This is a genomic window from Peribacillus frigoritolerans (genome assembly GCF_001636405.1).
Taxonomy (GTDB): domain Bacteria; phylum Bacillota; class Bacilli; order Bacillales; family DSM-1321; genus Peribacillus; species Peribacillus frigoritolerans.
This window is the reverse complement of the sequence record NZ_KV440950.1, coordinates 5,063,396-5,083,550: the sequence shown is the minus strand read 5'-3', so window position 1 is coordinate 5,083,550 and position 20,155 is coordinate 5,063,396. Positions and strand designations below refer to the sequence as shown.

The 20,155-nt window shown below is 41.6% G+C and carries 20 protein-coding genes; 12 read left to right on the top strand and 8 right to left on the bottom strand.

Going from position 1 to position 20,155, the window contains the following annotated elements:
- Positions 1–10 precede the first annotated feature (10 nt).
- The 3 genes from mobB to A6755_RS23995 all read right to left on the bottom strand — a co-directional run bounded on the left by mobB (position 11) and on the right by A6755_RS23995 (position 2,101).
- Positions 11–526 carry a molybdopterin-guanine dinucleotide biosynthesis protein B gene (mobB, locus tag A6755_RS24005; RefSeq protein ID WP_063592206.1) on the bottom strand — a complete coding sequence of 172 codons (516 nt, stop codon included), beginning with the start codon at positions 524–526 and terminating at the stop codon, positions 11–13.
- Entirely contained in the window at positions 514–1,779 is a 1,266-nt protein-coding gene (locus tag A6755_RS24000) for a molybdopterin molybdotransferase MoeA (protein ID WP_063592205.1), read from the bottom strand. Before A6755_RS24000 ends, mobB begins: the two co-directional genes overlap by 13 nt.
- Positions 1,780–1,876: 97 nt before the next feature.
- Entirely contained in the window at positions 1,877–2,101 is a 225-nt protein-coding gene (locus A6755_RS23995) for a DUF1128 domain-containing protein (RefSeq protein ID WP_034305672.1), read from the bottom strand.
- A 231-nt stretch (positions 2,102–2,332) separates the two neighbouring features.
- Between A6755_RS23995 and A6755_RS23990 the strand changes: the two genes are divergently transcribed.
- The gene (locus A6755_RS23990; protein WP_048685126.1) at positions 2,333–2,725 is read left to right on the top strand and encodes a hypothetical protein; all 393 of its coding nucleotides are present in this window, start codon (positions 2,333–2,335) and stop codon (positions 2,723–2,725) included.
- A 16-nt stretch (positions 2,726–2,741) separates the two neighbouring features.
- Positions 2,742–3,581, top strand: coding sequence for a YihY/virulence factor BrkB family protein (locus A6755_RS23985; protein WP_063577426.1), 840 nt, complete (start codon positions 2,742–2,744; stop codon positions 3,579–3,581).
- A 230-nt stretch (positions 3,582–3,811) separates the two neighbouring features.
- On the opposite strand, the gene A6755_RS23980 is transcribed toward A6755_RS23985, so the two are convergent.
- On the bottom strand, positions 3,812–5,731 hold the full coding sequence (locus A6755_RS23980; protein WP_063592204.1) for a heavy metal translocating P-type ATPase: 1,920 nt from the start codon (positions 5,729–5,731) through the stop codon (positions 3,812–3,814).
- Between the two features lie 332 nt (positions 5,732–6,063).
- Positions 6,064–7,230: an MFS transporter gene (locus A6755_RS23975; RefSeq protein WP_063592203.1), complete on the bottom strand. Its 1,167-nt coding sequence runs from the start codon at positions 7,228–7,230 to the stop codon at positions 6,064–6,066.
- Between the two features lie 189 nt (positions 7,231–7,419).
- Between A6755_RS23975 and cax the strand changes: the two genes are divergently transcribed.
- Positions 7,420–8,478, top strand: a complete 1,059-nt coding sequence (cax, locus tag A6755_RS23970) for a calcium/proton exchanger (RefSeq protein WP_063592675.1) — start codon at positions 7,420–7,422, stop codon at positions 8,476–8,478.
- Between the two features lie 461 nt (positions 8,479–8,939).
- The gene (locus A6755_RS23965) at positions 8,940–9,752 is read left to right on the top strand and encodes a YfkD famly protein (RefSeq protein ID WP_034305665.1); all 813 of its coding nucleotides are present in this window, start codon (positions 8,940–8,942) and stop codon (positions 9,750–9,752) included.
- A 33-nt stretch (positions 9,753–9,785) separates the two neighbouring features.
- Here the strand turns inward: A6755_RS23965 and yfkAB are convergent, their stop codons facing one another.
- A complete protein-coding gene (gene yfkAB / locus A6755_RS23960) occupies positions 9,786–10,907 on the bottom strand; it encodes a radical SAM/CxCxxxxC motif protein YfkAB (protein WP_376708046.1) in 1,122 nt (373 codons plus the stop codon).
- 156 nt (positions 10,908–11,063) lie between these two features.
- Between yfkAB and A6755_RS23955 the strand changes: the two genes are divergently transcribed.
- Both A6755_RS23955 and A6755_RS23950 read left to right on the top strand, forming a co-directional pair.
- The gene (locus A6755_RS23955; protein ID WP_034305661.1) at positions 11,064–11,249 is read left to right on the top strand and encodes an SE1561 family protein; all 186 of its coding nucleotides are present in this window, start codon (positions 11,064–11,066) and stop codon (positions 11,247–11,249) included.
- A gap of 291 nt (positions 11,250–11,540) precedes the next feature.
- On the top strand, positions 11,541–13,109 hold the full coding sequence (locus tag A6755_RS23950) for a fumarate hydratase (RefSeq protein WP_034305659.1): 1,569 nt from the start codon (positions 11,541–11,543) through the stop codon (positions 13,107–13,109).
- A 49-nt stretch (positions 13,110–13,158) separates the two neighbouring features.
- Here the strand turns inward: A6755_RS23950 and A6755_RS27355 are convergent, their stop codons facing one another.
- Positions 13,159–13,296, bottom strand: a complete 138-nt coding sequence (locus A6755_RS27355; protein ID WP_174878768.1) for a hypothetical protein — start codon at positions 13,294–13,296, stop codon at positions 13,159–13,161.
- A 111-nt stretch (positions 13,297–13,407) separates the two neighbouring features.
- Here A6755_RS27355 and A6755_RS23940 point away from each other — a divergent pair, with 111 nt between their 5' ends.
- From A6755_RS23940 to A6755_RS23920, 5 genes are all read left to right on the top strand, one after another.
- Positions 13,408–13,593, top strand: coding sequence for a hypothetical protein (locus A6755_RS23940; RefSeq protein ID WP_053533703.1), 186 nt, complete (start codon positions 13,408–13,410; stop codon positions 13,591–13,593).
- Positions 13,594–13,727: 134 nt separating this feature from the next.
- Positions 13,728–14,513, top strand: a complete 786-nt coding sequence (gene pdaA / locus A6755_RS23935; RefSeq protein WP_063592674.1) for a delta-lactam-biosynthetic de-N-acetylase — start codon at positions 13,728–13,730, stop codon at positions 14,511–14,513.
- A 122-nt stretch (positions 14,514–14,635) separates the two neighbouring features.
- Positions 14,636–15,520 carry a DNA-3-methyladenine glycosylase family protein gene (locus A6755_RS23930; RefSeq protein WP_063592201.1) on the top strand — a complete coding sequence of 295 codons (885 nt, stop codon included), beginning with the start codon at positions 14,636–14,638 and terminating at the stop codon, positions 15,518–15,520.
- Positions 15,517–16,902, top strand: a complete 1,386-nt coding sequence (rlmD, locus tag A6755_RS23925) for a 23S rRNA (uracil(1939)-C(5))-methyltransferase RlmD (protein ID WP_063592200.1) — start codon at positions 15,517–15,519, stop codon at positions 16,900–16,902. The genes A6755_RS23930 and rlmD overlap by 4 nt, the downstream gene beginning before the upstream one ends.
- A gap of 117 nt (positions 16,903–17,019) precedes the next feature.
- On the top strand, positions 17,020–17,547 hold the full coding sequence (locus tag A6755_RS23920) for a YehS family protein (protein WP_063592199.1): 528 nt from the start codon (positions 17,020–17,022) through the stop codon (positions 17,545–17,547).
- A gap of 880 nt (positions 17,548–18,427) precedes the next feature.
- On the opposite strand, the gene A6755_RS28040 is transcribed toward A6755_RS23920, so the two are convergent.
- Positions 18,428–18,559, bottom strand: a complete 132-nt coding sequence (locus A6755_RS28040; RefSeq protein ID WP_283867064.1) for a hypothetical protein — start codon at positions 18,557–18,559, stop codon at positions 18,428–18,430.
- Positions 18,560–18,933: 374 nt separating this feature from the next.
- On the opposite strand from A6755_RS28040, the gene A6755_RS23915 reads away from it, so the two are divergent.
- The gene (locus A6755_RS23915) at positions 18,934–20,124 is read left to right on the top strand and encodes a glycine C-acetyltransferase (protein ID WP_034305646.1); all 1,191 of its coding nucleotides are present in this window, start codon (positions 18,934–18,936) and stop codon (positions 20,122–20,124) included.
- Positions 20,125–20,155: the final 31 nt, after the last annotated feature.

Genomic DNA, 20,155 nt, shown 5'->3' with positions numbered 1-20,155 from the left:
TCCCACTCCTTCATATTTGTTCTAAAAACCATGTAATGAATTGATCCGAATCCAAAGGGAAGACAGGTACTGAAGCATGATTCCTGGTTCGTTCAAGACATTCGGGCCAAGCCACCGCTGCCTTGACATTGGTAAGCCGTTCCAATAACGGGAGGTCACTTTCTTCCTTGATTAAAATGACCTTGGGAAAATCCTCTTGCTTATACCCTTCTATTAAAATCACATCAGGGAGAAATAGACACAGTAATTGAATCAGCTCAGTGATAGGGGCGCTCCCCCTGAAATTGCCGAGCAGCTCGATTGTTCCATCTCCTTCAACAAGTGAAGCGGCCGCCCCGGCAAGAAAGTGTTTATTGGAATCCTTCGTGCCTGTAACATCTGGTTTTCCGCCATGTCCATGATGTTTTAAAACGGCTGTCTCTAAATTTGCTTCGCGCAGTTTTTTGATTAAATTCGTTATGAAGGTCGTTTTTCCTCTATTTTGGTAGCCAACCACCTGAAAAATAAAGGGCTTCACCAAGGCCATTTGGAACCTTCCTGGTCATCGAGGAGCAGGATGTCCACGAAGTCTCCCGTTTGGAAACCACGTGTCCCCCCAGGTAAGACGGTCAGTGAATTGGCACCTGCCAAGCTTGTTGTAATATTGGATTTATCCACACCGCTTGGAATTACCTTCAACTGGCCGGATTCGTAAAATAATCGGGTGCGAAGCAGACGTGAGAATGGATTGGGTTTTAAGAAGTCCTCTGCCAATTGGGCCGTCTCTTTTCTTAAATGCGGATATTCCGAGAACAGCATGGTGCGGATGATCGGTCTTGCAAATAGTTCAAAGCCGACATAACTGGCGGATGGATTGCCGGATAAACCGAATAAAAATTTGTCATTATATACCGCTACGGTCGTCACGCTGCCGGGGCGCATGGCCACTTTGTTGAATAATACATCGGCGCCAATCTTTTGATAAATATCCGGAAGAAGGTCAAAATCACCGACAGAAACTCCTCCTGTTGTAATGAGCAGGTCCACTTCCTCCAAAGCAGTTGAAATGGCCTCGTAGCTTAATTCGAATTCGTCCTTAAGCTTTCCATAAAAACGGACTTCCCCCCCGGCCCTCCGAATTTGGGCGGAGATGGCATGTGAGTTGCTGTTTCGGATCTTCCCAGGCTGCAACGGTTCATGAACATCAAGCAGTTCCGATCCCGTAGCGAATAATCCGACGACAGGCTTCCTGGCAACTGGCACTTCCGCATAACCGAATGTTGCCAGCAAGCCGATGATCCCTGGATTGATCGCTGTTCCTTTTTTTACAAGAACATGGCCTTTCTTAGCATCCTCGCCTTGAAAAGAAACGTTTTCGCCTTCCTTAAGTGAGCGTTTAAATGATATGTACTTCTTTCCGTCCTTTTCGAATTCCTTCGTAAGTTCAAGCATGATTACGGCATCACACTCAGCTGGCATTTGGGCTCCAGTCATGATTCTTGCCACTTGATTTTTTTGAACGGGAATAGTCGATACCATACCCGCAGCCAACTCTTCCACCACTTCGAACTCGAGGGGGTTATTTATGGAACCTTCAGAAGTATCCTTGGACCTGAGGGCGAATCCATCATATGGGGAGCGGTTAAAATGCGGAACATCATTTGTAGCTACAATATCCTGAGCCAAAAAGCGGTCTTGGCTGTCCTCGAGGGGAATCAGTTCCACATGTCCTGTTAATTTATGCTTCATCACTTTTCCCACTGCTTCTGCGATGCTGATGGGCGTTCTTCTTTCTACCATGCCTACAACTCCTGTCCGTTTTCAATTTCTATATCAAATGTAGCAGAATTTTTTTGAAAATGAAAAAAATCCTCACCGGTATGGGAGGATTTGAATGTTACTTATTACGCAGTCTTCCAAGTTCTTCAGCGATCGCTTCCATTTCACGGACACTGAAATTCGTTTTTTTCATCACCATTGTATAAATATCGTGCAGTTCTTCGTACATTTCAATATCAAAATGAGTTGATTTGATTGCACCGAAGTTCATTACTTTTAATTTATCCTTGATTGCCTCGATCATAAACTCGACACTTTCAGCTGTGTTTTGCGTTAAATCCATTTCCTTCATCCTTTCATACGTTCCTAAATTATTTTCATCTTTGCATGATTACCGCTGGAAGTCAATGAGTATTCGGGTGGGATATGAAGCTTGCCCCCCGATAATCTTGGTGATCTTTGCGTTTTAAAGTGAGAGAGTTTGGGAAAAGATAGGAAAAAACTTTTTTAAACATTGTATAATGGAGAGAGCTACCATTATCCATCAACTAATATATGACGAGGAGGAGAATATATGAGCAACATTCGAGAAGAATATAAGTGTGCCAAGAAAAGTAAGTTTATGCAAGCGGTCTTTATTGGGGCGTTAGCTGGGGCGGCAATAAGCCTTTTTGACAAGCAAACGCGTTATTCTGTATTGGAAAACAGCAAAAGCTGCATGAGTAATATGAAGGAATTCGTGAAAAATCCCAATGGGGTGCTTACACAAGTACGTGAAACATCATCCAAGGTCCGTTCCACTGTGGAGAAAATTTCCGAAGATGTATCCTTCATTTCCCAAAAGGTTGAGGAAATGAAAGATATTCCATCACAAGTTGCCCAAGTGGTGATGGAGACGAAGGAAGTTTTTACTGCAGAGGAAGAAGAGCCGTCTTCTAGAGACCACGAACGAATTTCCTTAAATTAGAAAATGGGGTGGGGGTATGGCCAATAAAAAAGAATGGCTGAAAGGCTCATTCTTCAAGACTTTGGTAAAACGGTTACAGGTCGATGATGTGTCGGGGCTTGCCGCACAGCTGTCTTATTTCTTCTTACTTTCCCTGTTTCCGTTGCTTATTTTTTTATTCACTTTATTGGCCTATCTGCCATTTTCACAAGAAGATATATTAAATACCGTCCGTACATATGCTCCTGACGATTCGATGAAAATTATTGAAGCTAACCTATCGGAAGTGTTGGAAGCGAATGGGACTTTATTGTCGTTTGGTGTCATAGGAACGATATGGTCGGCATCGAATGGGATGAATGCAATCATTAAAGCATTTAACCATGCATATGGTGTAAAAGAAAGTCGAACTTTCTTTATTTCCCGGGGAATGTCGATTCTTCTCACTTTAGCGATGATTTTTGTTTTTATTGTCGTTTTATTGCTGCCGGTATTCGGAAAACAGATCGGAGTGTTCCTATTTGCAGAAATTGGACAATCCGATGAGTTTCTTACGATTTGGAACCAACTTCGCTGGGTGGTCAGTACGCTTGTATTTTTAATTGTGTTCACCATCCTTTATTGGATTGCGCCCAACATTAAGCTAAAGTGCATAACCGTACTGCCTGGTGCAATCTTTGCAACAGCAGGATGGAGCCTCGCTTCTTTTTTGTTTTCATTTTATGTGGAGAACTTCGCTAATTATTCCGCAACATATGGAAGTCTTGGAGGGATAATCGTATTAATGGTCTGGTTTTATTTATCGGGCCTCATCATCATACTGGGCGGGGAAATAAATGCGCTCATTAGTGAAAGGAAAAAGCCAGAATGTGCATGAGCTTCCTGGAGTTTCCGTAATAGCGGATTATCATGCTGCGGATACTATTCAAGAAATGACAATTTTTAAAGAGGAGGAGTTCTTTCATGAGTAAAAAGGATGGCGGCACAAAACAAAAAGGAAAAAATAAAGGTTCGAACCATAAAACATCAGGTTCTGCAAACGGTAAGAACGGATATCATTAAATGAACATAAAAAAAGGGAGCCTTGGATGGCTCCTTTTTCATGGTTTAGTTTCTCAAAAGTCTTAAGCTGTTCAGTATAACGAGGATTGTGCTTCCTTCATGGCCAATGACGCCATATGGGAGGTCCAGGAATTGAAGGAAATTGGATGCTATCAGGATCATGATGACCGAAATGGAAAAGATGACGTTTTGTTTGATGATCCGATTCATCTTCTTGGATAATTTGACAGCTTCCGCGATGCGCGGCAGGTCATTCTTCATCAGAACGACATCCGCTGTTTCCAAGGCAACATCCGTTCCTTCACCCATTGCAATACCAACAGATGCTGTTGCCAGAGCAGGTGCATCATTGATGCCATCCCCAACCATCGCTACAGTGCCAAAATGTTCTTTAAGCTTTTTCACTTCAGTCACTTTCGTTTCTGGCAGGCATTCGGCAATATATGCATCAATATGGCTCTCCGAGGCAATCGCTTTAGCCGTTTTTTCACCATCGCCTGTCAGCATGACGGTATGGATGCCCTCATTCCTCAAAGCTTCGATGGCTGCTACGGTTTCATCACGCACGACATCTTTCAAAGTGAGTATACCGGCAATTCCGTGATCATCTTTAGCATACACGATTGTCTTACCTTGTTCAGCCAATGTCAGCGCAATGCCATTTTGGAATCGTTCTGCTTCACTGCGACCGACGAAATCAGCTTTTCCGACTTGCCAAAGCACGCCATTGATATATGCTTGAACCCCATTACCTGAGATATCTTCCATGTTATCCGGTTTAATGATATCTCTTTGCAATTTCGTTTTGGCATAACGAACGATCGAAGTTGCCAAAGGGTGGTTCGAATAATTTTCAACAGATGCAATGTGAAATAAGAAATCTTCTTCGTTTAAATCTTCGCGTATAATGACATCCGTTACCTCTGGTTTTCCTTTTGTCAATGTACCGGTTTTATCCAAAGCAATTGCCTGCAGGTTACCTAGATTCTCAAGGTGGATGCCGCCTTTAAACAAAATGCCATGACGAGCACCATTTGAAATGGCTGAAAGTGTAGCTGGCATAATAGAGGCCACAAGGGCGCAAGGAGAAGCGACAACGAGCAGGATCATCGCTCTGTAGAATGTTTCGGTCCAGCTCCACTCCAATAGGAAATGGGGTACGAACATCATCAAACCGACGACCGTCAATACCACTTTTACATAAGTCCCTTCAAACCGTTCAATGAACAGCTGGGAAGGGGACTTTTCACTTTGTGCGGATTGAACGAGAGTGATTATTTTTTGAAATAATGTTTCACTTGCCGGTTTGGTGATTTCCACGGTAATCGTACCACGGAGATTAACCGTTCCAGCGAAAACTTCATCATCCAATGATTTACTGACTGGTATGGATTCGCCAGTAATGGCGGCTTCATCGATATTGGTACGTCCGTCCGTGATTTTTCCATCTGAAGGAACTCTCTCACCTGGTTTCACTAAAATCAGATCCCCGACATGCAACTGGGAAACGGACACGGTTTCTTCATATCCGTTAGTGATGCGCAGTGCTTCTTCAGGCTGCAAGTCCATAAGTGCCGAAATTTCTTTATGGCTTTTATTCATCGTGTATGTCTCAAGGGCGCCGCTTAAAGCGAAGATGAAAATCAATATGGCACCTTCCGTCCAGTATCCGATGACAGCAGAACCGATGGCCGCAAAAATCATCAGCATCTCAACATTCAATTCCCGGTCGGCAATCGTATCTTCTATGCCTTCTTTTGCCTTGGCATATCCGCCAATCAAGAAAGAGGCTAAGTATATGACTATGGAAGCGGACTCCATTCCGTTCTTTGAAAGGGCCCAGCCCAAAACTATTAATAAACCGCTGAATAATGCAGCAATAAGTTCTAAATGAGGTTTTGCTTTTTCCAACCAAGTGTTTTTGCATGTAGCCGGTTGGGTTAAATGTTTAGTATCTGTAGTCATAAGATTCCCTCCCACATTCTTCTCTATTTTGTGTAAATGATATAGATTATCATTTGCTTTGTATCTAATTGAGAAAGATAATCAACGTCATTTCTCTGGATAAAATATGAAAGCTGCCACCGTAATTGCGATGACAGCAATGTTTTCAAAGGTTTATAAAGGTGATGTCCCTTTTGTTAATATTATATTACCACATATCCTATTCGGAAATAAAGAAGAATGATTCTAATCTAGTAAAAAATATAAAGTATTGAATCTCCAATATACAGGCACTCTTGATAAATACCGTTCAAATTGAATAATAAAAGAAGTAGTCCAGATAATAAACTATATTAATTAACTGAAGCAGGAAGTTTCTCCTTAAACAAGGCCAATGAAATGAAGACAAGGAAAAGCATGATGCTGATCATGTAGAAAAAATTCCCGCCTTGGATATGTTCAATGACCAGGCCGCCAAAAAATGGACCGCCGATGCTGCCGAGACTAAAGAAAATACTGCATAATAAATTTCCTGCAGGTAATAGGTTTCGAGGCAAAAGATCTGCCATATAACTGATTCCCAGCGAGAAAGTCGAACCAACCATCATTCCGCCAAACATAAAGCAGATGAATAGACCAAGCACTGAATCGGAATATATCCCTGCAAGCGTGAATATGGCAAACCCTGAAAAAAGGATCGTCAGCAAGGTCTTTCGCCGTCCAAAACGGTCACTTATCATCCCCAAGGGAATCTGGGTAAGCAGGGTCCCCGCGGAAAATGCCGGAATGATGATGGAAACTGCGGTTAAATCGATTCCGGAGCGCAGGGCGAATACAGGAAAATTGCTATTCAATGATGCCTCAAGCACGCCAAATGTGAACGGAAGCAAAAATGCGACCCAAGCTATGCGGCTCACTTTCGAAAACCTTTTGAGTGTGCCAAGGAATGAGGTGCTTTCGGAATCATCCTGTTCAGGAAGTTCATTTCTAATAAGGAAAACAGCAGACCAGGCGAGAAGGCTAAGTATGGATGTGATGATGAAAGGCAAAGACTGATTAATCTCGAGAAGCTTCGTCATCAGCGGGCCAACCATGAAGCCAAGACTGAAGAAAAGTCCATAAATGGCAAGATTCCTTCCGCGCTTCGTTTTAGGTGAAATGGCAGTGATCCAGGTCTGGGTAGCAAAGTGAAGTGTATGATCGCCGATTCCAATGAAGAAACGAAGGACAAACCAAAACCAGAATGATTTCCAAACTGGAAATAGGGCAAGCGATAGAATGACCGTTATCCCGCCAAATACTATCAAAGGCTTATAGCCGTATTTACGGAGGGGTGCTTCCATAAAAGGAGAAATCAACAGAATTCCAATATAAAGCGAGGCTGCATGAAACCCGTTCAGGGATGAACTAATTCCGTCATTTTCAAAAATGATGGCAATGATCGGAAGAAGCATCCCTTGAGAAAACCCCGATATGCCGACAATTAAGATTAAAACGCTAAAAAGCAATTTATTATTCATAAAATCAAGTCTCCTAAGAAATGTATACCTTCTTGATGTTACATCTTAGGAAGAGGATTAAGCAATAGAAATTTGGGTAAATATTGACAAGGAGAGAGGGGATGATAAAATTTTCCTTTGTCTTCGCCCGAAGATTTTGTATGATAGTTTTTGTTACATAAAAAGAACTATAGGATTGTGAGGAGAAGTATCGTGAATAAAATATTTTTGGGGCTTGTCCTGCTGGGAGTCCCTATATCTGTCATCGGGTCATTTTTGCATTGGCCGAGTGTGATCATGTTCATCGTATATTGCTTAACCATCGTCGCGCTTGCAGGCTTCATGGGCCGGGCGACTGAAAGCTTAGCGATCGTCATGGGACCAAGGATTGGCGGTCTTTTGAATGCAACCTTTGGGAATGCAGTGGAATTGATCATATCCATCTTTTCATTAAAGGCGGGGCTTGTGGGGGTCGTGTTGGCTTCTTTGACTGGTTCCGTATTAGGGAACTTATTGTTGGTGGCAGGCCTTTCATTTTTTGTCGGAGGGACTAAATACAAACGGCAGAAGTTTAATGTATTCGATGCGAGACATAATGCCGGTCTATTGATTTTTGCGGTTATTGTAGCCTTTGTCATACCGGAAGTATTCACACAAGACATGAGTGAATCAAGCACGATGTCGTTAAGTGTAGGAATTTCCATTATACTGATATTATTATATCTTGCTGCATTATTCTTTAAATTGGTGACTCACCGCGGGGTATATCAGCATACGGAGAAACCCGAGGAACATGAGGAAGAAGTACCGGAGTGGAGCAGGAAAAAGGCAATTATAATACTTGCTGCCGCTACATTGGCTGTTGCGTACGTATCGGAGAAACTTGTCCATACGTTCAGCGAAGTGGGGGAAACCTTCGGATGGTCGGAGTTATTCATCGGTGTCATTATCGTTGCAATCGTGGGTAACGCGGCAGAGCATGCGTCCGCCGTCATAATGGCCTATAAAAACAAAATGGATGTCGCAGTGGAGATAGCCGTCGGTTCCACGCTTCAAGTAGCGATGTTCGTAGCTCCTGTACTCGTACTTATTTCGTTAATGTATTCAACGCATATGCCGCTCGTCTTCACACTGCCAGAACTGATCTCAATGGTTACAGCAGTCTTCTTGATGATCATGATTTCCAATGACGGGGAAACGAACTGGTTTGAAGGCCTTACCTTATTGGCCGCTTACTTCATTATGGGAATTGGATTTTACTTATTATAAGAATGCAGGCCTTCCGATACGGGAGGTCTTTCTTTTAATAAAATAAAAATGACTCTGCTCAGGTTAGATTTAGCAGAGTCATTTCTATATTAGTAAATTACCATTCATAAGTTATTCCAAAATTTTTCATCATGCTTTTGTAAAAGTTGAGAAAATATTCTAGAGTGTCACACCATCCTTTTACATCAGATTTAAGTATTGGCGAATTCGTTTTCTGTCATCCTTTAAAAGGGTGTCATGGATTGTTCGATAAGCATACCTCCTGAAGGTTTAATAGGTATGAACGATTTCGCCTCCTTTTTATAATGTAAATTAAGTATAACCGATTTGAAAAGAAAAGTAAATATTCTGAACTTTACAAATTCATTACAAAGATGAAATCTGAATGAAATGTATAGAATGTTGGCTAAAAACAAAATCTATAAAAAAATGATTGAACCCCTCAAAAGGAGTGCGACAGCATGAGAAGAACTATTCTTATTACGATGATTGCCCTAATTGCCTTCATACAGGCGAATGTAAGTTTTGCAGCAGATATACCAGAAGTCAAAGCAAATCCGAATAAGGTGAATATCCCTCCTTCCGTATTGAATATTGCAAAGGAGAATACGTATCCGAATCCGACCCAGGATCTTCCGATGCTGCAGCCAAGTAATCTTGCCGAACAATTGATCGAATCGTCGGATATCAAGATTGAAAATCCAGAACTCATCCAAATGTTGAATGAATCCGCAATTGCAAAGGCCCCGCTTGCTTTTGGATACAGGGCGACCATTTACCTTGGTCATTGGGCCTTGAATTATGAGTCTTCGGAAACGGCACCAAACTGGGAATACCAAAAAATCAATACGAATTACTATGATAATCGCGGCGGTGAAGTTCCATATAAGATCCGTTATGTCCAGGAAAGTCAGAAGGCAGTGAGTGGCGGTCTGACGGCGAAAATTCCTAAGGCTGAGGATGTTCAAAAGATGATGCTGTTAAAAGCCACCGAGAAAACGAATTTGCCTTTGGCTTTTGAAACGATCATTGGAGCTGGTACGAAAAAAGATCAAGTATACAATGTTGCGTCAAATAGGATTGGTTACTTATCCAGTTTTGCTTCCGCCGTAAATGAAAAAGGCAAGGTCACATATGGGGAAGTGTATTTGAACCTAAAAGGAAATAAAAGAACCATTACGATAAAGAACATCACTTCCCAAGGCATCGGTGCATGGATACCGGTTCAGGACCATGTTTCCTTCAGTTTTACAGTCTCACAGCAACCCAGGTAAATTGAAAAACTCGCCGGATTGGCGAGTTTTTCTTCATATGGTTGACTTCCTGATCCTGAAGTCCTCTTTCGGGTAGTATGCATTTTTGACGAGTACATTCGGGCCTAGACATTTGACTGCCGGGCAGTGGCAATTCAATTCATTGGCCAGTTTCGAATTCGTCCATGTTTCATAGGATTCGGTCAAGGGCTGATCTTTGATATTCCCTAATGTAGGCGCGTCCCCAAAATCGGTCACGATCACTTCCCCGGTGAAAATATTGATGTTCAACCGTGATCGTCCATCAGGATCATTTCGCACAGTCACTTTATGTGAACCATAAAGGCGTTGAAGCAGCTTAATATCCTCTATACTGTTATTGCAAGGATAAAATGGCAGGGTACCGAAAAGCATCCAAACATTTTCATCCCGGATATCAAGCAAATGATGAATTGCTTCACGCATTTTGTCCAGTGATAAAGTTTCAAGTGCCGAAGCGAAATCGCTTGGATACATCGGATGAATTTCATGCCTTTGACATCCCATTTCATCGACGATCTGCCTGTGAATATGCTCAAGATGAGGCAATGTCCGTTTATTAAGCATCGTTTCCGCAGATACCAGTACACCAGCCTTTGTCAGGGCACGGGAATTTTCGATCATTTTATCAAATAATTTCTTTCGCTGTTCCCGGGATGGTTTTCGGTCCATCATGGCAAAGCCGATATCAATGAATTCATCGATCGTTCCCCAATTATGGGAAATGTGGAGAACATCCAAATAAGGAATGATTTCCTCATACCGTTCCAAGTCAAGGGTCAAATTGGAATTGATTTGTGTCCGGACCCCGCGACTACGGGCATATTTCAAAAGAGGCAAAACATAATTCTTCACTTGTTTTCTTGAAAGCATCGGTTCCCCGCCAGTAATGCTGAGCGAACGAAGCAAAGGGATCTCATCAAGGCGCTGGATCAGTAATTCCAGAGGCAGTGCATCCGGGTCCTTGGGCTGGAGTGTGTAACCGACGGCACAATGCTCACAACGCATATTGCAAAGGGTGGTGGTGGTGAACTCCACATTGGTAAGGCTGAGTTTTCCATATTGTTCAACGTCCATATATGCTTCCCAAGGATCATACTTGGGTGTAATTGGTGTTAAAAGATCTTGCTTGATTATTGACATATTTAAAACTCCTTACGTAATAATGCACTAACCCATTATGAACAATGGGGACAAAAATTGTCAAATGGCGGAGAGCTGCATTTATAGCTTGCCATTGCACTTTCAAGCAGATTTCGTTACGATGAAAGAAGAACGGAAGGAGAGTGCCTCATGGGAAAATCCATTACAGGTAAAAACGAACAATTAACATACTTAAAAGAACGCCTCACGATGTTCATGGAAGTTCTTGATCATATCGAACCGGAAAATACGGAGTTGGAAGATATAGACCGTTTAATCGGCATGATAGATGATTTGGAAGGCAAAGTGGAACAATTCAAAACCCGCGAAGACTAATATCTGTTTCGATAGTATGATTTTTTCAATGTTAATATTCATGAAGGGATGACGAGAAACTTCGTCGTCCTTTTTTGATGGAAATGTTTGGTGATGAAATTTAACATATGGGCTATTTCTGGCGCTTTACTCATTTCTCTCCAAATTGCTGTTCATTAAGAAAAATAATTACTTGTTTTCGAAAGATTATGTTAGATGTATAATAAAACGGGTGTGAATCATTCACTATTTATAGAGAAGCAGGGAAATGATTAAATCTAATCTAGGGGAAATAAGAGGGGGAAGAGAAATTTGGATATTCAAAAATTCCAAGAAAGTATGTACAGTCTTATCGTTGAAACTTCAACGAATCTTCCAAAGGATGTTCGTCGTGCGGTCAAAAGTGCAAAACAACGTGAAAATGCAGGTACTCGTTCTGCATTGAGCCTGACCACCATCACGAATAATATTACAATGGCTGACGACAATGTATCACCGATTTGCCAGGATACTGGTCTGCCGACTTTCAAAATAAAAACTCCAGTTGGCGTCAACCAACTTGAAATAAAAAAAGCAATTCGAAATGCAATCATTTTAGCGACAAAAGGCGGAAAACTTCGTCCAAACGCAGTTGATTCTTTATCGGGTGAAAATAGCGGGGATAACCTTGGGGAAGGTCTTCCTGTCATTAAATTCGATCAATGGGAAAAAGACTATATTGATGTTCGTCTCATCTTAAAAGGCGGCGGCTGTGAAAATAAAAACATCCAATACAGTCTGCCTATGGAACTTGAAGGATTGGGAAAAGCGGGCCGTGATTTGGACGGAATCCGTAAATGTATCCTTCACTCTGTCTACCAAGCACAAGGACAAGGCTGCAGTGCCGGCTTCATCGGCGTGGGTATCGGAGGGGACCGTTCATCCGGATATGATCTGGCTAAGGCTCAACTTTTCCGCAGTAATGAAGATGTGAATCCGAATGAAGATCTTCGTCAACTTGAAGATTACATCATGAAGACTGCTAATGAATTGGGCATCGGCACGATGGGCTTTGGCGGCGAAACTACACTGCTTGGATGTAAAATCGGTGTCATGCACCGTATTCCGGCAAGCTTTTTCGTATCCGTTGCTTACAACTGCTGGGCGTTCCGCCGTTTAGGAGTGAAAGTCAATCCTGAAACAGGCGAAATCAATGAGTGGTTGTATCAAGAAGGCGAGAAAATCGACTTTGCTCTGGAAGCAGAAAAAGCAGCGAAGGATGAAGTGGCAGCCGCTGCAGAATCGGACGTTGAAGCTTCCCGTGAAATCACCCTGCAAGCACCAATCACGGAAGAACAAATCCGTGAATTAAAAGTGGGTGACGTAGTTCATATTAACGGCAGAATGTATACAGGCCGTGACGCTATCCACAAGCACTTATCTGAAAATCCTGCACCAATCGACCTGGATGGACAAATCATCTATCACTGTGGACCAGTTATGCTGAAGGATGAAGAGGGCAAATGGCATGTAAAGGCCGCCGGACCAACAACAAGTATTCGTGAAGAACCATACCAAGGCGATATCATGAAGCGATTCGGCATCCGTGCAGTTATCGGTAAAGGCGGAATGGGACCAAAAACACTAGAAGCATTAAGTGAACACGGCGGCGTTTATCTAAATGCAATCGGCGGGGCTGCTCAATATTATGCAGACTGCATCAAATCCGTCGAAGGTGTGAACTTCACTGAATTTGGTATTCCAGAAGCAATGTGGCATCTGAATGTTGAAGGATTCACTGCAGTAGTTACCATGGATTCACATGGAAACAGCCTGCATAAAGACGTTCAGCAATCTTCATTGGAAAAATTGGCACAATTCAAAGAACCGGTATTTAAATAAATGTTTGGCAAAAGACGCTCACCAAAAGGTTGAGCGTCTTTTGCATATCTTACTCTTTGACTTCCGGCAGTGGATCGATCCTTGATGAATCCTCCAAATTCAATCCGCTTTTCACAAAATGAACAAACACTCCACCACTTAAACCAAGACAACCAACAAAGCCAAGAGTGATAACCCATTCCAGCATTTCATTCCCCCCTTGGTACATGTATATGAAAAAAAAGGCGAAAATTACCTCAAAAAAGTACAATCTTTTGGAATGGTCGCACATACATTAGAAGAGAAAGGGGGGATTTTCATGCAGAATAGCTACATCTTATTCTTTATCGCCATGTTAACCGGTTTTGCTTTCATCCAACTTCCTGTGGCAAATACGATTTTCTCCGGTCTTGAAACATTCCTTGACGTAGTCGGAATTGTAACCGTTCTCATTTTCGCTATCGCCATTATTTGGAAGGCGGCACAAGCGTTATTTAAAGGATAAACAAAACATGTAGGCCTATCCTTTTCGGAGGAAGGGCCTTTTTTTTGTTTTGCGAGGAATTTGACCTTCACAATATCATGCATATAAATCTCCATGTTTCAAACAATAAGAAAAAAGACATGGGGGATATTCCAATGAAAAAAATGGTGATTTTATCCGCTTTTATATGCTTGATATGCTCTTTGGTCAGTCCAGCTTTTGCAGAATCCTATAATTGGGGATTCAATAAAGGAAAAAATGGTACACCTGCCGATGCCGGAAAAAAATTCAATGAAATGCTGCCTGAATATGAAGCGATTTATAAGGGGGATACAAAGAAAAAAGTCGTTTATTTAACCTTTGATAACGGTTATGAAAATGGCTATACGGCCCAGATTTTAGATGTTCTGAAGAAACATGGTGCTCCTGGAGCTTTTTTTGTCACGGGTCATTACTTAAAAACGGCACCTGAGCTTGTTGTCCGTATGGCCAATGAGGGGCATATCGTAGGAAACCATTCATGGAACCATCCGGATATGACCGGCGTGACGGACGATGTGATCCGCACCGAGCTTGAGCGGGTAAAAGAAGCAACGGAAAAATTAACGGGGCAAAAGGGAATGAACTATTTAAGGCCGCCTCGTGGCGTATTTAATGAGAGAACAATGAGGGTCGCAAAAAAAGAAGGGTATTACCACATCTTCTGGTCACTGGCATATAGGGACTGGATTGTAGATCAACAAAAGGGTGCCGCTTTTGCACATGATGAAGTGCTTAAGCAGATTCATCCCGGCGCGATTTTATTATTGCATACTGTATCGAAGGATAATGCGGAAGCATTGGACTCGATTCTGACTGATCTTGAAAAACAGGGGTACACTTTTGGTAGCCTTGATGAATTAATGATTGCGAAACAGTTGCCGAACCGAATGCTTTATTAAAATGAGAAGCGGGTCCTGTCGTGATATTTCAGGTCCCGCTTTTATCCATTCTTCTCGATTTCAAGTAATATTTCAGGAAACATGCTATAATACGTGGAAAACTGCTAAAGGATGGATCGCTTGTGTGGACAGAAAAATTACAGGTTCAAGGACCCTATAATTTCAATCTTGTTCTCGAACGATTATCGTTAGACCCACTTCAGGTAGTTGATTTTACTAACAGGACGGTAAAAGTTCCGCTATATATAGAAAAAGAACCGATCGTTTTGCAGGTTCAGGCAATAGGAAATATCGATGAACCATCTTTTATCATCAAAGGTCAATCAGAGGTGTACAAGTCAAAAGCAATCGAACGGTTAAAAAAGGTTTTTCATTGGCATGAGCCATTGGAAGGCGTTTCCCGGCACTTCCGGGAATCCGATTTGCGGGAAATCTTCGAAGAGCACCGCGGTACTGCCATCGTCTTGGACTTCGATTGCTACAGTTGCCTCGTGAAATGCATCATACATCAGCAATTGAACTTATCTTTTGCCCATACGCTCACGGAACGATTCGTTAAAACCTTCGGCTTCCAGATGGAAGGCGCCTGGTTTTATCCGACACCGGAAACAACCGCCCAACTACAAATCGAGCAATTAAGAGCCATTCAATTCAGTGGCCGGAAAGCGGAATACGTCATCGGACTTTCCGAGCAGATCATTCAGGGCCATCTCAACCTTGATATAATGGAAAAGCTATCCGATCAAGAGGTTATGGATACACTAATAAAAATACGCGGTATCGGTAGATGGACGGCTGAAAACTTCCTGCTTTTTGGACTTGGCCGGCCGAACCTATTTCCTAAAGCCGACATTGGCATTCAAAATGCCTTGAAAATATTATATGGCTTACCGCAAAAGCCAACCCAAGAAGAAATGGAGTCCTATAGTGTGAAATGGGCTCCATATCTAAGCTACGCTTCCCTCTATTTGTGGAGAAGCATTGAAAAACGGAGTGAAAAGAAATGACAAACATTCAAGATACAAAACTAGAAGTGAATCAAACCCTTCCCCTTACGATTAAACGGCTGGGAATTAACGGAGAGGGAGTCGGTTATTTCAAAAAGAAAGTCGTCTTCGTCCCAGGAGCATTACCTGGTGAGGAAATTGTAGCTTTGGTTACAAAGGTTCAGCCAAACTTCACCGAGGCGAAAATAAAAACCATCCGTAAAGAATCACCGCATCGCATTGCAGCGCCATGTCCGGTTTACGCTGAATGCGGCGGTTGTCAGTTGCAGCATTTGAGCTATGACCAGCAGCTTATTGAAAAACGCGATATCGTCATTCAAGCGATGGAACGTCATTCAAAATTTCCAGTTTCTTCATTAAATGTAAAAGAAACGATCGGTATGGAAGATCCTTGGAATTATCGCAATAAAAGTCAGTACCAAGTCGGCCAAAAAGATGGCAAGCTGATTGCGGGCCTTTATGGCATGAATTCCCATACACTGATCGATATCCCGAATTGCCTTGTACAGCATAAGGCAACGAATAAGGTAACACGTACAGTGAAAAAGATACTGAAGAACCTGAACATCTCGATTTATAACGAAAGAAAAAGAAAAGGTGTCATCCGTACTGTCATTACACGGGTAGGATTTGAAACAGGTGAAGTCCAGGTTGTCCTTGTTACGGGAGCGGAGGAAATTCCACAAAAAGATCAGTTGCTAAAACAAATTCGTGACCAATTGCCAGAAGTGAAATCGGTCGTACAAAACATCAACAACCGGGACACATCACTGATCTTTGGCGAAAAAACGATTCACCTGGCAGGCGAAAAAGTCATCAACGAAACATTGGGTGACCTATCATACGAACTATCGGCCCGTACATTCTTCCAGCTTAACCCGGTTCAAACTGTCCGCTTATATGATGAAGTGAAAAAAGCAGCAGCCTTAACCGGCACGGAAAAAGTCGTTGATGCTTATTGCGGTGTTGGAACAATTGGGCTATGGCTATCTGAAAACGCCAAGGAAGTCAGAGGAATGGACGTCATCAAAGAATCCATTGAGGACGCCAAGAAAAATGCCAAAAAACATAAACGCAACAATGTATACTATGAAACAGGCAAAGCCGAGAACATCCTTCCACGCTGGACCAAAGAAGGCTGGAAACCGGACGTACTGGTCGTCGACCCGCCAAGATCCGGCTGTGACCAATCTTTACTGCAGACAATCTTGAAAGTTAAACCGAAAACCATAGTGTACGTATCATGCAACCCGTCCACATTGGCGAAGGACTTGCAAGAAATGGGCTCTTCATATCGAGTGGAGGCCATGCAGCCCGTGGACATGTTCCCGCAAACGAGCCATGTGGAAGTAGTAACCTCATTGAAGCTGATTAAAGAATAAGCAGAGTGATCCGGGAATCTGTAAAAGGTTCTCGGATTTTAATCTGCGTTTATTTCCAACCATTTGTGAAATAATGAAAGTACTGTGAAAATCGAGAAATACATAGGAGGGTTTTGGATGCATAATCATGATATATTAATTCGATTAAGATATGCGTTGGATATAAAAAATAAAGATATGGTTGAGATATTTAAACTTGGGGAGATCGAAGTGACAATGGAAGAAGTCATGCAGATGCTCACAAAACCAAAAGATGATTATTATGATGAATATGAAGAATATGATGATTTGGATGAAGCTGATGATGGGGTAAACTGCAATAACATGATGCTAGAGTCCTTTTTAAATGGTTTGATCATTTTTAAAAGAGGGAGACAAGAGCCAAAACCTGGTCAGCCTCAAAGTCCGGCACCGGCTGTGAAGCATAAGGAAAGTGTGAATAATATCCTTCTGAAGAAACTGAAAATAGCATTATCATTAACCAGTGAGGATATGATTGATATTTTGGAAGAAGCAGGAGTCATGATAACCAAAGGGGAATTAAGCGCTATATTAAGAAAAGTGGGTCATAGGAATTATAAAGAGTGCGGAGATCGATACGCCAGGAATTTCTTAAAAGGATTAACTTTAAGATATAGGGGATAACACTGTAACATGCCCATTATGAATCAGATCATGAAATCGTGAAAAATACTTTTCACGATTTCATGATCTTTTTTTATGATGTTATTGAAGGGATAGAAAGTGCGAAATAGTAAAAAAACACAAGGGACCCTCAAGGCAGGAAAAATGGAAATGGTACGATGGAGAAAAGAATTTTACAAGAGCAGAGGCTATGAAAAAGCAAGAAAAGGGGTTAAAAAACCAATTCGATTCGGAAGATATGAATAGAAAAGATGATCGAAATCATCCCGGCTGACCACCATAAATTCCGTACTGTCCATCCCGAGAAAACGGAAAAACAGATGAAGGAGACCGAAAAGGAACGGTGGGACATGGAAATCTGATTTATGGAGCACTACTGTCCTAGGATTAGTGAAGTAGAGGAGTAATTTGTTAGTTATGCATGGATTGTGGACAAGGAAGAGAAATAGGGAAAATCCTTATTCTTAACTCTTTTATCCCATTCCTTTGCATGACTTTTTTGTTTTTTTGGACGTGAGATTCAATTCAATATCCGAGCTGGTCAGCAGCTCATTTTTTATTGTTGTAATGGACTTAAGCGTCCATTAGTACAATGTAAAACAGACAAAAAAGAGGATAATTAATCCCCTTGATGACTATAGAATAATTGGGAGGACTTGGTATTTCGTACAGTTTTTATCTTAAAAAAACAATCCAGTTGATTGGAGCGGTTGAACGGGACTCCTGCTTAAAAAAGCGACCCTCAGGCGCAAAGCCCCCCCCGAGGAAAGCGATTGCCTGGAGAGGGAAATAAGCCTCAAAAACAGTTCATAATCAGGAATGAACCATTCTGAACTTCCTTTTGTCAACAAACTGACTGAAAGAGATTTCTCCCCTTGGTTTACTTGTCTTCGTTTGTTTGTTCATCAGGTTTTTGGACGATTTCTTTTAATTCTCCAATGTCACCTTTTGCATTGATAATCTCAAAAATCTCATTTAGGCCTTCTGAGGTTTTTTCATCTTCCGTTCTCACTATACCCCTCCTTAATTAGGTTAATGGTTAAGGTCTCCAAAAAACCAGTAGATATAACATCGTTTGCCTTGGAAAATTGATGAAATTCTCTTCGTATTTTCATTGATATAAACGCATTTTAGGCGGATGTTGATTGTAAGAACTACAAAAATTCAAATTTTTTTGTCCACACAATATGGACAACATTAAAATTATCCATTATTATGAGTGTTATAACACTTAGTATAAAGGGATTTTCGCTAATGCTGTGTGTGTTTTTGGAGAAGACACGTGTATTTTTAGAAAAAAGGAAAAAAATACAATATTTTTAAAATTGGTGAAAAACATAAAAAAATCCTGCATGTATTCCAACCATCAATAAGGGGGTATATTAAATGTCAAGTGAAATATTAAATGAATTTTTGAAAGAAAATTTGGAAGATTTAAAAGAAAAGGGACTTTACAACGTTATTGATCCAGTGGAAGGTGCTAATGGTCCGGTTATCACGATTGCGGGCAGGGAGCTAATTAATTTATCATCCAATAATTATTTAGGTTTAGCAACAGATAGACGATTAATAGAGGCTTGCATAGAAGCGACGAAAATATATGGTGTCGGTGCAGGTGCCGTTCGTACGATTAACGGAACGTTAGATATTCATGTCAAATTAGAAGAAAAGCTCGCCGAGTTTAAGCATACAGAAGCAGCCATTGCTTATCAATCTGGATTTAACTGTAATATGGCAGCGATTTCAGGAGTGATGGATAAAAATGATGCCATTCTTTCAGATGCTCTGAATCATGCTTCAATCATTGATGGATGCCGACTATCCAAGGCAAAAATCATTCCCTTTATCCATTCCGACATGGACGATTTACGGACAAAAGCACGTCAAGCAAAGGAGTCCGGATTGTATAACAAGATCATGATCATTACCGACGGAGTGTTCTCGATGGATGGGGATATAGCCAAACTTCCTGAAATTGTGAAGATTGCCGAAGAGTTCGACTTAATTACGTATGTTGATGATGCGCATGGTTCGGGTGTATTAGGTAATGGTGCAGGAACGGTTAAGCATTTTGGGTTATCGGATAAAGTGGATTTCCAAATTGGAACATTATCCAAAGCCATTGGTGTTGTGGGGGGCTATGTAGCAGGAAAGAAAGATTTGATTGATTGGTTAAAGGTGAGAAGCCGTCCATTTTTATTTTCAACGGCTGCCACACCGGGAGCAGTTGCGGCTAGCATAGAAGCCATCAATATTTTGATGAATAGCTCAGAACTTCAAAATAAGCTTTGGGAAAATAGCGATTACTTGAAAAAAGGCCTAAAAGAATTAGGGTTTGATATCGGGGAGAGCGAAACACCGATCACGCCTTGCATTATAGGTGATGAAGCAAAAACGCAGCAATTCAGCAAGAGACTGAATGAAGAAGGTGTGTATGCTAAATCCATCGTATTCCCTACCGTTCCAAAAGGTACTGGAAGAGTGAGGAATATGCCTACTGCGGCTCATACAAAAGAGATGTTGGATAGCGCATTGGCCATTTATGAAAAAGTAGGAAAAGAGATGTCGATCATATAAGTAGATTGCTTGTTTCAGAGTTTAAAACATG

Coding starts and splice junctions, on each gene's coding strand:
- A6755_RS23920 (WP_063592199.1), top strand. CDS start 17,020: ATGCATAATCATGATATATTAATTCGATTAAGATATGCGTTGGATATA.
- mobB (WP_063592206.1), bottom strand. CDS start 526: ATGGCCTTGGTGAAGCCCTTTATTTTTCAGGTGGTTGGCTACCAAAAT.
- A6755_RS23990 (WP_048685126.1), top strand. CDS start 2,333: ATGAGCAACATTCGAGAAGAATATAAGTGTGCCAAGAAAAGTAAGTTT.
- A6755_RS23975 (WP_063592203.1), bottom strand. CDS start 7,230: ATGAATAATAAATTGCTTTTTAGCGTTTTAATCTTAATTGTCGGCATA.
- A6755_RS23965 (WP_034305665.1), top strand. CDS start 8,940: ATGAGAAGAACTATTCTTATTACGATGATTGCCCTAATTGCCTTCATA.
- A6755_RS23955 (WP_034305661.1), top strand. CDS start 11,064: ATGGGAAAATCCATTACAGGTAAAAACGAACAATTAACATACTTAAAA.
- A6755_RS23940 (WP_053533703.1), top strand. CDS start 13,408: ATGCAGAATAGCTACATCTTATTCTTTATCGCCATGTTAACCGGTTTT.
- A6755_RS23995 (WP_034305672.1), bottom strand. CDS start 2,101: ATGGATTTAACGCAAAACACAGCTGAAAGTGTCGAGTTTATGATCGAG.
- pdaA (WP_063592674.1), top strand. CDS start 13,728: ATGAAAAAAATGGTGATTTTATCCGCTTTTATATGCTTGATATGCTCT.
- A6755_RS24000 (WP_063592205.1), bottom strand. CDS start 1,779: ATGGTAGAAAGAAGAACGCCCATCAGCATCGCAGAAGCAGTGGGAAAA.
- rlmD (WP_063592200.1), top strand. CDS start 15,517: ATGACAAACATTCAAGATACAAAACTAGAAGTGAATCAAACCCTTCCC.
- A6755_RS27355 (WP_174878768.1), bottom strand. CDS start 13,296: ATGCTGGAATGGGTTATCACTCTTGGCTTTGTTGGTTGTCTTGGTTTA.
- A6755_RS23985 (WP_063577426.1), top strand. CDS start 2,742: ATGGCCAATAAAAAAGAATGGCTGAAAGGCTCATTCTTCAAGACTTTG.
- A6755_RS23915 (WP_034305646.1), top strand. CDS start 18,934: ATGTCAAGTGAAATATTAAATGAATTTTTGAAAGAAAATTTGGAAGAT.
- A6755_RS23980 (WP_063592204.1), bottom strand. CDS start 5,731: ATGACTACAGATACTAAACATTTAACCCAACCGGCTACATGCAAAAAC.